Below are 14930 nucleotides of genomic sequence, written 5' to 3'. Positions count from 1 at the left end.
AGAACATGGTCTGCCATAAAGTCTCTCTTGGCGATAAATATGACCTTGGCAAGGAGCGTATCTTCGTCTCAGGCGCCCAGGCGATCGTGCGCATGCTCCTGATGCAGCGCGAACGGGACAGGCGGGCCGGGCTGAATACGGCCGGATTCGTCTCGGGCTATCGCGGCTCGCCTCTGGCCGGGCTCGACCACCAGCTCTGGAAAGCTGGCAAGCAGTTGTCGGTCGCCGACATCGTCTTTCAGCCGGGACTGAACGAGGAACTGGCGGCAACGGCGTGCTGGGGCTCACAGCAGACGGAGCTTTTGGGCGAGGGGCGTCATGACGGCGTTTTCGCCCTCTGGTACGGCAAAGGGGCAGGTGTCGACCGCACTGGCGATGTCTTTCGCCATGCCAATCTGGCCGGCTCGTCGAAGCACGGCGGCGTGCTGGCGCTGATGGGCGATGATCATCTGGCTGAATCTTCTTCCGTCGTGCATGCGAGTGAATTCGCCTTTGTCGATGCCATGGTGCCGATCCTCAATCCGGTGGGTCTCCAGGAGCTTATCGACTACGGCATCTATGGTTATGCGCTGTCGCGCTTTGCCGGCACCTGGACGGCCATCAAATGCGCGAAGGACAACATCGAATCGACAGCTTCGGTCGACGTGACGCAGGAACGGCTGAAGATCGTACTTCCGCATATCGACATGCCGCCAGGAGGATTGAACATCCGCCACGAGGTGAACCAGCTCGGCCAGGAAGAGCGGCTGCATGCCTATAAGCGGGCTGCGGCGGCCGCCTTCGTGCGCGAGAACGGGCTTAATCGCATCATCTGGTCCGGCGGCAGGAAGCCGCAATTGGGCATCATCACCGTTGGTGCAAGCTATCTCGACGTGCGCCAGGCGCTGGCCGATCTGGGCATCGATGAAGAACGCGCCAGTGCTCTCGGTATCAGGCTGTTCAAGATCGCCTGTCCCTGGCCGCTCGATGGCGAGCATATCAAGGATTTCGCACGCGGCCTCCAAACGGTGATCGCTGTCGAGGAGAAGCGGCCGCTGATCGAGGTGCAACTACGCGAAAACCTTTATGGCACCCGCATGCAGCCCACCATCATCGGCAAGAAGGATGAATATGGCGATCAGCTGTTTGCGCCCATGGGGTCGCTCGATCCGAACCATATCGCTATCGCCATAGGGGAGCGGGTGCTTAAAATCATTGGCCCATCGGACGAGATCGCCGCACGGGTGGCGCGATTGCACCAGCTCCAGGCTCGGCTGGCCAGCATCAGGGATATTGCCGGTCGTGCACCCGGTTTCTGCTCCGGTTGCCCGCACAATACCTCCACGCGCCTGCCGGAAGGCGCGATCGCCGGCGGCGGCATCGGTTGCCATTTCATGGCGCTGTGGATGGATCGCGGCACGGTCGGCTTTACCACCATGGGTGGGGAGGGAGCCCAGTGGGTCGGGCAGGCGCCATTCTCCAGGCGCGAGCACGTCTTCCAGAATCTGGGTGACGGCACCTATAATCATTCCGGTTCGCTGGCGCTGCGCTTTGCCATCGCCGCTGGCGTCAATGTCACCTACAAGATCCTTTATAACGATGCCGTCGCGATGACCGGCGGACAGTCGCACGAAGGCGGGCTGACGGTGGACATGATCGCCGAGCAGGTGCGTGCCGAAGGCGTGTCGCGCATCGCGGTCGTCAGCGATGCGCCGGAGAAATATGACGGTACCGTGCGCTTTCCCGCCGGTGCCACCATTCAGCACCGCAACGATCTCGACCAGGTGCAGCGAAGCTTGCAGGAGGTGAAGGGCGTCTCCGTGCTCATCTACGATCAGACCTGCGCAGCAGAAAAGCGCCGCCGGCGCAAACGTGGCGCCTTGGCCGATCCTGACAGGCGGGTGATCATCAATGAACTCGTCTGCGAGGGTTGCGGCGACTGCGGCATCAAATCCAATTGCGCCTCCCTGCAGCCGCTGGACACGGAATTCGGTCGTAAGCGACGCATCGACCAGTCGAGCTGCAACAAGGATTTTTCCTGCGTCAACGGCTTCTGCCCCGCTTTTGTCACTGTGCATGGGGCCAAGGTGAAAAAGCTCGGTGGTACGGTGGGCGACGCCGATCCGTTAGCCGGCGTACCGGAAGCTTGCCTGTTTCCGCTCGATCATGGCTGGTCCGGCGTCATCAATGGCATTGGCGGGACGGGTGTCGTCACCATCGGTGCCGTGCTGGGCATGGCGGCACATCTGGAGGGCAAGGGCTCGGGCATCATCGATATGGCCGGGCTTGCTCAAAAGGGCGGCGCGGTCTTCTCATATCTGCGCATTGCCCACGCGCCTTGCGATATCAAGGCTATCTGCGTGCCAGCCGGCAAGGCGGATCTGGTGCTGGGCTGCGATCTCGTGGTCTCCGGTTCCAGAAAAGTGCTTGCCGCCGTGTGCGAGGGGCACACGCTGTTTCTCGCCAACATGGCGGAGGTGATGCCGGGTGATTTCGCCCGTTCGGCGGATTTTTCGCTACCCGTAGAACAATTGAAGAAGGCCATTCGCGATGCGGCGGGCGAGGCTAGGGTGCATTTTTTCGATGCCACCCGGACCGCCACTGTGCTGTTCGGCAATTCCATCGGGGCCAACATGTTCATGCTCGGCATGGCCTGCCAGCTCGGCGGGTTGCCCGTGTCGGTGGAGGCGATCGAAAAGGCGATCGCGTTGAATGGGCAGGCGGTGGCCATGAACATAGCGGCCTTCCGTTGGGGCCGCCGTGCCGCCCACGACCCGCAATATGTGCACGGGCTGGTGAAGTGCTCCACCCCTTTGGCCGACGATCGGACGGAGCAGACGCTGGACGAGATCATCGCTCGCCGCACGGCTTTCCTTGCGGATTATCAGGGCCGGGCCTATGCCGAGCGCTACCGTGCCCGCATCCTGCGGCTGCGCGCGGTGGAGGACAAGATCGTCCCCGGCTCCACCGCCGTGACGCAGGCAGCGGCGCGCAATCTCTTCAAGCTGATGGCGGTCAAGGACGAGTATGAGGTGGCGCGCCTTTACACGGACGGTTCCTTCCGGCGGCAGCTTGCAGCGGAGTTCGAGAGCTTCGACCGGTTGGAGTTTCACCTGGCGCCACCCATCTTCGCCCGGCAGGATGCCGATGGGCATCTCAAGAAAACGCGTTACGGCAATTGGATGATAAAGGGCTTTTCGGTTTTGGCCCGCCTGAAACGGCTGCGCGGTACGGCATTCGATCCGTTCGGCCGCACGGCGGAACGACGCATGGAGCGCCGGCTTCTTGCTCGCTACGAGGCTGATCTCGATCTCATCGAGCGTGTTCTTGCACCAGGCAGGGTTAGAATTGCTACCGAACTCGCCTCCATTCCTTTTCTGATCCGTGGCTTTGGCCATGTAAAGGAAGAAAATGCCGGGAAGGCAGAACAGGAGCGCTTACGCCTCCTCGATAGCTTGGAAAAGGATCATTCTGACCAGATTCCAACCTGTGGAGAGAGGGAGAAATCTGTTGCGAAGAACCGCTCATCCAGGGTTCTCCATGCCAACTCTAAGGAATTGCAATTTAATTAAAAATAAACTTGCACATATTCTATTAATAATATATAATATACATATTATATATTGATTGATGGAAGTATAGAATGGCGAAACCCAAGTATTGCGCTACCGTGGTCACGATAACGCACGCCGATGGCGGAGCGCAAGCCAACCAGCGGCGACGCGACGACCCGAGCATTTGCGCTGCGCATTGAGCCGTTCAGGGAGAGTCCTCATATGAGAATCATTATGGCAGCGACGCCCGCGCTGGGCCACGTCATTCCAATGCTTGGGATAGCGCGCATCTTATTGAGCGAAGGCCATGAAGTCGTTGCCTCTACAGCGAGCGCATATCAGGACCGCGTCAAAAGTGTCGGCGCAGAATTCTGGCCCCTTCCCGAAAGCGCAGATCACGATGCGCAGGCAAAGCTTCCCGAATTGAAAACCCTGCCCCCAGGGTTCGAGTGGCTGCGCGCTGCCATGTGCGGCTTGATTAACGAAATTCCCGCTCAATACATGGGCCTGCAACAAATGCTGCAGGAAGCTCCCGCCGATATTGTCATCGCTGACGATCAGTTCTTCGGCGTCTTGCCGATGCTTCTCGGGGCACGATCGGCGCGGCCTCCCGTCGTTCTTTTCGGCACCACCATCCTGCACTGGCATCGCGAGGACGGAGCACCGAACTTCCTCGGCTTACATCCCGCAATCTCCCAGGCACAGCATGAGGAATACGCGGCCATCACGCGTGAATACGACAACATTGTCAGATACCCTGTCACGCGTTACCTGGATCGGTGCTTGGAAGGCGTGGGCGCCGGGCCGCTGTCGAAGCCTCTCCTCGAGTCGGTGGTGGAACTCACCGATGCTTACATGCAGCTTTCAGTGCCGAGCTTCGAGTTCACGCACGCCGTTCCGCCTTCGGTGCAGTTCGTCGGGGCACTGCCCATCATTCCGAACCAGGCTCCATTGCCGCCCTGGGCGGATGATCTGGACGGCAGGCGCAAGGTGATCCTTGTCACCCAGGGCACATTGGCGAACCACGACTTCAACCTCCTGATTACCCCGACCCTGGCGGCGCTCGCCGACGAGCCGGATCTGCTCGTGGTCGTCACCACGGGCGGCCGTCCGATTGAGGTCATTCCGAGACCCATTCCCGCCAACGCGCGCTTGGCCAGCTATCTCCCCTTCGAATGGATACTGTCCAAAGCCGACGTTTTCGTCACCAATGGCGGCTATGGCAGCGTCAACCAAGCCATGAGCTTTGGCATCCCCCTGGTTGCCGCTGGGCTGACCGAGGACAAAGCCGACGTGAACGCACGTGTCGCCTGGTCCGGGGTTGGTGTCAACCTTGCCACGAACACGCCAACGCCAGTCGCGTTGCGCAACGCCATTCGAGCCGTCCTTGACGATGCTCAGAGCTATCGCCAGCATGCATCACTCATCGCCAAAGAGTTCGCCGCAATCGACACGCGCGCTGAAGTCCTCCGGGTCGTTGGTCAAGTGGCACAGAGATTGGAGGGCGTCCATACGCACCAAAGCCGAGAGTTGAGTTTAAGTTCCTGGCCATATTTCGGAGTTAACGATTCAATATATCTCGATAATACACAAGAGTATAAAATAAGATCGTAATGTGATTATTATCAATATATGTTATTCTACAGTATGGATAGATTGGTTAATATGTCATTACCGATGAATAATAAAAATAAAGATGATTCATATAAATACTGCAGTGAATACGATGATTATTATTCATATGAAAAAGCATCACTTACAGAATGCAGATTTAGCGTGTTGGATGACGAGATAAGCTATAACATTACCGGAAATTGCGGTGAAGAATATCTATTTGATGATTTAAAAGCGATGATAATACTCACAGCAGCCAGGGAGTTTCAATGGAAGGCGGGGGGTGGAAAAAGCGAAACCTTCAACGCACCAGCGGGCACCGTTTTGTTTTTTCCGCCTCAATGCGAGGTGCAGGTTAAATGGCCTGCCAGGAATGAGCATTTGCTCGTCACGCTTGAGAGAAAACTCATCACCGATATATTTGAAATCGAAGATGCTCATGAGGTTGCAACTCTCTTTCCCGCGCCGAGCAGATACGTGAACCCCAGAATTATGCAGGTCGTGGATCTTCTACGGCCGGAACTGATAAGTATCACGCCTGTGATGAAAGCTTATCTTTGTGCCCTGCGTACTGTCCTGGTGACTGTGCTGATTAAAGATCATACCACGTTACGCGAGCACCCTCCCAATTCGCCAGCCAAAGGGCTCAGCGATCAGGCCGCGCACAAGATCGAGGATTATCTAAGAGCCAATTTTGGGCAGAAAATCTCCATTCCGGAGATGGCGGCGGTTCTGGGTATTTCGACGGGACATTTTCTGCCATCTTTTCGCAGAACTTTCGGACAAACCCCACATCAGTATCTGCTGATGTTACGTCTTGATGAAGCAGAACGGTGTCTGCGCGAAACGGACTTGTCGCTACAGGAAATTGCAAGGCGATCCGGATTCTCCAGTCAAAACCACATGACTACGGTACTAAGAAAAAACCGGTTCACCACGCCTGGAATGATCCGCCGGATGCGCGCCGGACCGCCCATGGCGACGAGGATCATAGCGTGAGAGACGTCGATGCGCTGCTCGTAGTCGCGCACGGGGCGTCGCCATCGGGTCGTCCAGCCAAAGGTGCGCGCGACGAGCCAGCGGCGGGGCCGGACTTGGAACCCCTTTTGGTCGGACCGGCGGATGATCTCGATAACGAAGTCGAGATAGACGGCGGCCTTGTCCATCATGAGGTTGAGCGGATCGTAGGCGCTGTCGGCCAACTCAGATGAAACGCTGTTGTCTTTTTGCGCTGGCTGGCCAGGCGCAGTCCCAATCCCGTCCATCCCCTACTTATACTGGGAGAGTAGCGATGCGTGGCAAAACCTTGAAGCTTTCGGCACCTCGGCGCCTTGCCTGCGACCTCATGGGATTTGCGATGAAGTTCCCGAGGGTCACCGTAGAGCGCTGGATGCAACTCGGTCCGCTTCTTCGCGCGAGAGGGGCTTTGGAGCCCAGGCCCTCCTGGACTGTACTTTTCCTAAAGGGATACGCGCTCCTTGCCCAAGAAGTGCCGGAACTGAGGCGTGCTTATATCAAGCTGCCCACGCCGCGCCTTTATGAATACCCGATGAGTGTGGCCTCGGTCGCTCAGGAAAGCGAATTTGAGGGTGTGCAGGTGGTTGTCATGACCCGCATCAAAGGCCCGGAGGAACGCTCTATACCGGAACTGGGAGCGATGCTGCAGGCTGCACGCTCCCGTCCGATTCTTGAGAACAAGGAAGCTCAGCGCTGGCTTTGGTTAGCGCAAGCGCCAGCTCCGATCCGGCGAACTCTGATATGGATTGGCCTCAACCTGGGGCAACAGCGGGCAAACTTATTTGGCACGTTTCATCTGTCTGTGATCTCTGGCTTGGGAGCAGATTCGCCTAATCCTCTTTCGTTTTTGACCACGCTGTTCAACTACGGCGTGATGGGGGAAGACGGCGGTGTTATAGTACGCATCCATTTCGATCACAGGGTTATGGACGGCGCTGACATCGCCCGCGCGCTAAAGAGATTTGAAGAGATACTGAATGGCACTATCGCCGCCGAATTAGATATGCTTGCGCAACAGAAGGCGTGCCTTGATTTAGAGAGGGAGCCGGAATATTAAAATCAATCATTAAGATGACAGCGTTGCTTCCATCTTCGCAAGCGGAAAGCGCCAAACGAATTCCGGCTCGACAGGAGCTACACCGCCAAGGCGTATCTTCCTTTCGGAACTGGGCCGCGCGTATGCATAGGTCAGGCACTTGCGTTGCTCGAACTCCAGATCATCACGACTCGAAGTCGCATAGGATCTGACGATGCGGTTCGACGGCCAATTGGTGCACATGAACTGCCAGATAGTCTCGACCTGGCTTAACTCGGGACATTTTGGTGGCAGCGCCATGATTGTCGGGCAAATCGAACCTGTCGGCGGCGTGCCAGCCGGCGTAAACTTCAATCGCGGCACAATGGGAGAAAAGCATGTCAATCTATGTACTGGTTCATGGTGGTTGCCACGGAGGATGGTGCTGGCAGCGGCTTGCGAGATTGCTCCGATCCGCGGGCCACGAAGTGTACACACCAACGCTCACGGGCCTGGGAGAGCGGCGGCATCTTCTCAGTCCGGAAACCAACCTTGATACGCATATCGATGATGTCGTGAATGTCCTGGTATTCGAAGACCTTAAGGATGTCATCCTCGTCGGCCACAGCTATAGCGGGGGAGTCATCACGGGTGTGGCTGATCGCGCTTTATCACGTGTCGGACATCTGGTGTTTCTTGATGCAACGCATCCTCGCAACGGCGAGGCGCATATAGACGCCAATCCGATTGTGACTGATGCCGACCACAAGACATGGCGCATTGTGGACGGCGTGGAACTTGTCAATGGCCCGAGCCTCGAGTTCATCGAGGGCATGGGAATCACGGATCCGCGCGACGTTGAGTGGATGATGGAGAGGATTACCCCTCAACCTTTGAAGTGCAATAAACAACCGCTGAAGCTGGCGGACGAGGCGGCAGTCCGCAAGATCCCGTGCACCAACATCAATGCTTCATGGTCATTCACGGTGCGTTCTCCCGAATCCGCCCGACGGGCGCGCGCAGGGGACCGCGTTTGGGAGATCGATTCCGGTCACGACCTCATGATCACGGAACCGGAAGCTCTCGCCGAGATGCTGTTGCGGCTTGCATCCCCGGCATCAACAAGCGCTGATCTCGATTGTTCGCGGAAACTGCCCTTCCAACAGTATACGTGACAAGCGCACCACGCTCAATGCCGGGTTGACCTACAAGGAAACCAACAATTTCCTGCTCGGCAGCCGCATCGAGGTGGGCAGCCGGCAATATACGGTGGCCAATCTGGGGCTTTCGCATTCGCGCCGCATGCTCGGTGGTCTTTGGGTGTTCGACGCGAGCTATGCCCAAGGGCTCGGCCTTTTCGGCGCGGTCGGGCGCGGTGAGCCGGGCGCGGGCGACGCCGATCCGGAGTTTTCCAAGTTTTCCGGTACGATCAGCGTGACAAGGCCGTTCGCGGTCTCCGGCCAGAATCTTCAGCTGAGCTCGATGATCAGCGGACAATATTCGCCCGACAATCTGTTTGGCGCCGAGCAGATCTCGCTCGGCGGCTACTCGAATGTGCGTGGGCTGCGCGACAGCGTGTTCTTCGGCAATAGCGGGCTTTTCACGCGCAACGAGATCGCCTGGCGCACCATGCCATGGGCCGACAATGCAACGCTCGCCAAACGGCTGGGGGAACTGCGCCCCTATGCCGGGATCGACTACGGCCATGTGTTCGGTGAGGAGCGCTTCGGCCTCGAGGGCGGCGACATCGCCGGCTGGACCGTCGGCATGCGGCTTGCCGGCGGCAATATCGGCGCGGACATCGGCTATTCCAGGATTTTCCAGAACAGCGCCGAGACTGGCGCCAGGGATTTGTTTTTCGTCAGCACGTCGCTGCAGTGGTGAGCGACACGGAGAACCGGCCGAAGACATAGGCGGGATGACGCAGCATGTCCGAGAGCGTGACCCGATTGGGGCAGTTCCAGTAAACGTCACCCTTGTTGGGCCCGTTGCGGATACGATCCGGCAACTGGATGTCGTGATCGACCAGGTAACCCAGCACGCCACTGATAGAGCGCCGTCGCTCGAAGACGGCAAAGACCAGGCGGATGGCGCGTTGCACGCCCTCATCAGGGTCAAGCGCGACATCCCCCGAGGGCTTGAGCATAGCCGAGTGGCAGCCCCAGGAAGAGTTCGCCACGCCGTGCTTTTGCGCGCTGCCCCTCATGCATACGGGTCTTCAGGATGTGAAGCTCGGCTTCGCTCATCGATGCCCTCATGCCCTGGAACTACCAGCGCTGAACGGCCTCAGTTTCGCGCTTTCTTTGTTTTGATGCGCCCACATCTTCTTCTCGGTCATCCGCGTCTTAGCAACCGTCACCTTCCGGAACTGCCTTCGGAACTGTCCATCCTGCATTCTTATATCCGATATCCGATATCCTATATTGAGTGTCTTATGTATTATGACTTATATAAACTATATGATGTAGTATTATTACAATAATATCTTTGTTTATTGTAGCGTCATTGCTTGAGAAGTACTTGTGTGTCATGTTGAGTTCGACTCAGAATAAGCGTTTTTCAGAAAAACACGCGCCAGAAGATCATGTAATTGACGGTATGTGTTTTGAAATCGTTCCGGAGGTATCAATTGGGAGGCATGGCTTGCAAAGTAACAACAATCGCATACCTAGCGAAATCCACTAGAATCCAGATCATGACCGATATGCACGCGTAATTCGACCTTATGCGGCACTTGCTAAAGCTTCAATATATGCATCCGGAGCGCGTGAAGACATATTCTATTCGCGCAACGTGATTGGAATCGTGATCATAAACATTCATGAAACGTGCCAACAAATGGAGAGTTCCTATGTCAGCATCTACTAAGTCTAATATATCAATCTCAGCGCCTCTCGGTACTATAAAAATATTAACACTCACTAAAGTAGCTCCTACTGGAAAAAATGTCGAACTTGTTGCAGAAGTAACCGCGCTTCCAGATGGATACAACTGGGATAATATCAAAGTACACTGGGATTCTGTTCCACCTATAACGGTGGAAGGTAACAATACGCCTCCTGATTCTAATGCGCCACATCTCAATTCAGTTTTTGCTAGTGCATCTGCCGATGGTGATTATGAAATCACGGCCACGATCCAGCCGATCGATGCCTCCGACACGACCGACCTCGGAAGTATCACTGTGCCGATCAAGTTTATGGTCCTTATACCGCCCGAGTTTCAGTTTATCAGCAGTACGTTTGCGTTTGGATCGGGGCTTACCAACGATCCTTTCGCACTGGTCATGGCATATGTCGACGTATTAGACGACTCTAACGTTGGAGTGGAAAACGTCCAAATCCAGTGGTCTACATCTCCGAATGTTCTTACGGGCACGGTCGGTGAGGTCGTGTTCTATAAGGACCCGGGCAGCGAGGAGCCGTTCAAACCTCCAGTTCTAGCAGATATGATTAATGGCCTTCCCTGCACCCTGACCGATGCGGACGGCCGAGCGTTTGTGTGGATCACGAGCACCAATAGCCACGTCTTTAACCTGGCGGCAACCATGATAGGTTCTCAAAGCTCGATAGAGAAAACTGTCATTTTCGGGACAATGGCCACGCAGAGCAACCCCTTTTTCACGGCGCCGGATGTAATGGGCGATCTTCGGTCGGACGGCCTTCATACACCCATCGGCGCTGCATATTTCGATGTCCAGATACCGACGGATTCTATCCCCCAGGCTCATCAGCCGGATCCAACGGGTAATGTCATGATCGGCATAGCACATTATACCGATTATTTCTCAGGAGGAAATGGTTTCGAGTATACCATTGTGGACGTACCGTACGTCGCAAGGTGGAGTGATCTAACGTCAAATCCGATCGTGTCGCTTCCCCTGGCTGGTCTGATAGACCCGACCGATGCTGCTCATAACAAACCGCCGTCGCATGACCTTAGCAGGCGAAACGGCGTATTCTATATCCCCCAGGCTGCTGGCGGTTCCGTCTTGGGCACGCGAGCTGGACTGTCAAATATGACGGCATTCGACTTGGCCACTCCTCTCAAAAACCAACCACCGTACCTGACTGATGCGCAGCGCCAACTGCCGGAAGTGACCCTCACCCCGGATCCGGGTACCGGTTACATCACCCAGAACACTATCACTACACTCCCTGGTGGTGGCCTGCAGCTTACTATAGAGGCGCTCACTGAGCACCCGGAATTAGATGGGGAGGATATAGACTTCATCCTTTACATCAATGGTTTCCGGGGAGGGACGGAAATAGGAAAGCATGCACACCCAGTAATACCTGATAAGTCTCACTCTACTATTCAGGCTTCGTCCACCCAATCGGTGTCCATAGTCATCGACTATGCCTGGCTTACCGGGTTCTCCGTCTCTGCATCTGGCAGAATAGGGCGTACTTGGTTTGATTATAAGGTGGGGAAGGGGGCAAGCGCGCTTTATTCAACATACCCCAACGGTTGGCCTATGGACACCTGAGCTTGCACCTTGTTCTGCTCGCGAGCGATGTTCGCGGGCAGGGGAAGCTCCTCCTTTTCGACGGCGCGGCGCATTTTGGCGCTGCGCAACGATAGTCGGCGATGGGGCATAAATTATAGCCTTCGTTTCGCGGCGTTCAAAACCCGCGAACAGGACCTTTTTATTCAAATTTCCATCCAAAGGATGAGGGCCTACACCCACCACTGTCAACAGGAAAACCGGGGGCAGGCCGCTGTATCGATACCATTGAATGATCCATCAGACGAGCCGGACCCATGCTCCGGCATCGAGATTCAAGAGGAAGATGCGAAGATGACACAAGTTCCAAACAAGCCCCCACGGGGAAGTGGCACCAAGGACCAGCCGGAGACCGCCAGGGCCTCCGAGCAGAATGCTTCAAAGGCTGCTGCCGAGACGTCCGGCGATAAGCAAAGGGCACCAACGAATGTGAGCGGTGGGGGAGGAATTCACATCTGGCCTGCAGGGCCCCTTAAGCTCTATGAGTGGAATGAGCTCACCGTGCAGGTCGATGACTACAAGAACATCAACAGTCTTGTGTGGAGTACAGGCCCCGACGAGCCTGCGCCGGCGGAGGGCCAGCCCGGGCATACATTCATGTTTGATAATGCCAAAACGATTGTATCGCTAGAGACCGGGATGGGAACGGTAAAGATCATGGCAGTTGGGCCAAATACGGGCACCAAGGTCACCGTTTATGCACGGGCGGTTTATATACATCCGCCGGATTATACCCCCCCTCTCCCCGGCAGCATCGATTTGCAGTTCATCGAAGTCGACAATCCACCGGAGAGCTCGCTTGGGATTTTTTTCCCTGAATGCCCACCCTTTTGGACGGGCACCAATTACGAAGATACGGATCATCTTATAGGAGCCGTCTATGTGGACAAAAATGGCATGCCTCTTTCTGGGGAGATAGAGTGGGGGGGGATACCTGTGGGGGCATCGTGGTCTTACTTCAATCTTGCCAGCAAATATACGCCAGCACTCCAGGACGGCATCACGACAAACTGTCTTCTGGCTACAAATTCGTCGGGTTACGGAACTCCATTGTGGGTCGTCGCCCCGGATGGCGCCAGAGCGGATATTCGATTGGACGGCACTTTTCTTGGCTCTCCGCCAAGTATAATCATTGACTGGGACGCGTCACAGAATCAGCTGACGGCTCACTATTCTGTCGATGGGGCGGACATCCTGTGGGAGGCCTATCCGGGGGACCAGGTTACGTTCACGAAGCGGACGACGCCGGTGACGAATGGGTCGACTCAAAACACGATCAAATACACGGGCGATAAGCCCTTTATCGCTTATATCTCGGCAAGCACCTTCAATCCGCAGAAAGCCACAAGAGACTACGGCACTTTGCGGTTTGAATTGACGCCGTCTCAATCGAACGAGATTGTCATCACGGTTGAAGGCGACGAGCCGCTGCCGCTTTACACGGACGCATGGCTTGACGGGACCTATTCGGGCGGCGGGGCGCTCGATCAGGTGGTGTGGTCGGTGGATCCGGGTGCGGATCCGGCTTATACGGTCACTTTCGATCCCAATCCGAGCCAAGCCACGCCGGACAGCGGGAAGTACACGACGCGGACGCAGATCAAGGTGGAGGGGCCGAACGATCCGGCCGACGTCACGGTCTATGCGCGCTCGATCAACCCGGGCGACGAGACCAATGCGGATGCGAGCAAACGCATCTTGCCGGGCAACAGATCGGTGTCCTTCAAAGCGGTGACGCAGCCGCCCATTCCCGCAGACGGCAATTCGCTGGCGCTGACGTCGCTGGACGGCAATCCGCTGCAGTCCCTCCAGACGCATCTGATCCAGGCGACCTACACGCAGCCCGACGGCACGCCCCTGGCCAACCAGCCCGTGACCTGGAGCGTCGCGGGCGACCCCAAGGCCGTCCTGACGACCACCACGCCGACCTACACCGACAAGGACGGCGTGGCGATCAACGGCGTGCAATGCAACAGCACGGCCGCGCTGACGACGGCGACGGTGAAGGCGAGTGCCCAGAACCCGTTCGCCTCCAGCAAGACCGACGAGAGCAATGATCTGGTGCTGACGTTCCAGAAAAGTGGTGTGAGCTTCCCCGACGGGGGCAAGCTGACGCTGAAAGTGCCGCCTTCACCGCTGGCCATTGGCCAGACATATCCGGTGAGCGTGAGATACCGGGCCAGCGACAATTCCGCCCTGGCAAACAGGAAGATCATCTGGTCGGCCCTGCCGTCGGACCGGGTCCAGTTTGTCGATCCCAATCCGACGACGACCGATGCCTCGGGCAGTTCGTCCAACCAGGTGTACTGCACGGCAGGAACCGACCTGCTGGGCGCGATCCTGCATGTGAGCGCCTTCAATCCGGATACCGGGAGCAACGACTTCCAGAGGACCACCCGCAGCTTCGAGACCGCGCCGCCGCCCTCCGGGCTGCTGGGCGTGCAGATCGACAAGCCTTTGGCGCGTACGAACCTGACGGGCCAGCTCCGCCCCACCCTGGAGGCGCAGATCATCCAATGCCATGTGCAGGTGGGCGGTTCGCCGCCGCCGACGACGATCCTGCTGACGACAACCAATCCCGACCTGGGGACTACGACATGGGTGAAGATGTACACCGCGGACGGCACGCAGGAACTGGCGAGGGATGGGCAGAACCCCGATGCCTATACGATACAGCCCGTGGGCGGCGTGGCCTCGTTCCGGATCGCCTCGGGGCGGATGGCCGACATCATGCTCAATGCCAACGCACCCGGCCGCTCGGATGGCCCTTCGGCACGGCTGGCTCTGGCGTTGGTCTCCGACCTTGTGACGTCACCGCAACTGCCGCCGCCAGTGATCCCCGAGCTCGACAAGTCGGCGAACAACCTGCCCATTCCGACGGACAGGCCGAGCTTCAAGGTGATCATTCCGACGAGCAGTCCGTACGGCCTGGGCACCTTCGACACCGTCCTGCTACTGAACGAGCGGGTGATCTACGAGGGGACGATCGGTGGCCAGCCGGAAGGGGGCATCGACGTGGCCTATGCGGCGCTCAAGTCGAGCGGCAACACGCTGGTCTACCTGTCGTCGCAGGAGAGCTCGGGTTCCGTGTGGCAATCGCCGCAGCCGACATCCAGACCCTTCAAGGCCGGCCCGATCGGCAATGCGCAGACCGGGCCGCAAACAGTGGGCGATCTGGAGGCGCCCACGATCCAGGTGCCGGGCTCGACCATCGCTGCCAAGGACATCGCCAGCCAGACGATGG

At 57.2% G+C, this 14930-nt stretch carries 8 protein-coding genes and 3 pseudogenes; 9 read left to right on the top strand and 2 right to left on the bottom strand.

Going from position 1 to position 14930, the window contains the following annotated elements; all coding sequences use genetic code 11:
- The first annotated feature begins 5 nt into the window (after positions 1 to 5).
- The 3 genes from C5748_RS25555 (at position 6) to C5748_RS25545 (ending at position 6146) form a co-directional block, all read left to right on the top strand.
- Entirely contained in the window at positions 6 to 3551 is a 3546-nt protein-coding gene (locus tag C5748_RS25555; RefSeq protein WP_105745620.1) for an indolepyruvate ferredoxin oxidoreductase family protein, read from the top strand.
- A gap of 120 nt (positions 3552 to 3671) precedes the next feature.
- Entirely contained in the window at positions 3672 to 5147 is a 1476-nt protein-coding gene (locus tag C5748_RS25550; protein WP_342588390.1) for a glycosyltransferase, read from the top strand.
- Positions 5148 to 5198: 51 nt separating this feature from the next.
- Positions 5199 to 6146 carry a helix-turn-helix domain-containing protein gene (locus C5748_RS25545; RefSeq protein WP_245581976.1) on the top strand — a complete coding sequence of 316 codons (948 nt, stop codon included), beginning with the start codon at positions 5199 to 5201 and terminating at the stop codon, positions 6144 to 6146.
- Here the strand turns inward: C5748_RS25545 and C5748_RS25540 are convergent.
- Positions 6041 to 6346 (bottom strand): annotated as a pseudogene (locus C5748_RS25540) (hypothetical protein); the annotation flags it as partial. The gene C5748_RS25545 and the pseudogene C5748_RS25540 sit on opposite strands and share 106 nt — an antisense overlap.
- A gap of 92 nt (positions 6347 to 6438) precedes the next feature.
- On the opposite strand from C5748_RS25540, the gene C5748_RS25535 reads away from it, so the two are divergent.
- The 4 genes and pseudogenes from C5748_RS25535 to C5748_RS25520 all read left to right on the top strand — a co-directional run.
- Complete coding sequence (locus C5748_RS25535; RefSeq protein ID WP_105745618.1) at positions 6439 to 7221, top strand: hypothetical protein; 783 nt, start codon at positions 6439 to 6441, stop codon at positions 7219 to 7221.
- Between the two features lie 63 nt (positions 7222 to 7284).
- Positions 7285 to 7473: pseudogene (locus C5748_RS29590) on the top strand (cytochrome P450); the annotation flags it as partial.
- Positions 7474 to 7577: 104 nt separating this feature from the next.
- Positions 7578 to 8354, top strand: a complete 777-nt coding sequence (locus C5748_RS25525; RefSeq protein WP_105745614.1) for an alpha/beta fold hydrolase — start codon at positions 7578 to 7580, stop codon at positions 8352 to 8354.
- Positions 8350 to 9063, top strand: a pseudogene (locus C5748_RS25520) (ShlB/FhaC/HecB family hemolysin secretion/activation protein); the annotation flags it as partial. The gene C5748_RS25525 and the pseudogene C5748_RS25520, both read left to right, overlap by 5 nt.
- On the opposite strand, the gene C5748_RS25515 reads toward C5748_RS25520, so the two are convergent.
- Positions 9041 to 9385, bottom strand: coding sequence for a hypothetical protein (locus C5748_RS25515; protein WP_199194902.1), 345 nt, complete (start codon positions 9383 to 9385; stop codon positions 9041 to 9043). The pseudogene C5748_RS25520 and the gene C5748_RS25515 sit on opposite strands and share 23 nt — an antisense overlap.
- A gap of 645 nt (positions 9386 to 10030) precedes the next feature.
- On the opposite strand from C5748_RS25515, the gene C5748_RS25510 reads away from it, so the two are divergent.
- Together C5748_RS25510 and C5748_RS25505 are read left to right on the top strand one after the other, a co-directional pair.
- Positions 10031 to 11668 carry a hypothetical protein gene (locus C5748_RS25510; RefSeq protein ID WP_146119629.1) on the top strand — a complete coding sequence of 546 codons (1638 nt, stop codon included), beginning with the start codon at positions 10031 to 10033 and terminating at the stop codon, positions 11666 to 11668.
- A gap of 1266 nt (positions 11669 to 12934) precedes the next feature.
- Positions 12935 to 14930 (top strand): hypothetical protein (locus C5748_RS25505; RefSeq protein WP_146119628.1); only part of this gene is annotated, 1996 nt, incomplete at its 3' end.

This window comes from Phyllobacterium phragmitis, from assembly GCF_002980495.1.
GTDB lineage: Bacteria > Pseudomonadota > Alphaproteobacteria > Rhizobiales > Rhizobiaceae > Paramesorhizobium > Paramesorhizobium phragmitis.
Note: the sequence above shows the minus strand (reverse complement) of the source record. Positions and strands in the feature narration are given on the sequence as shown.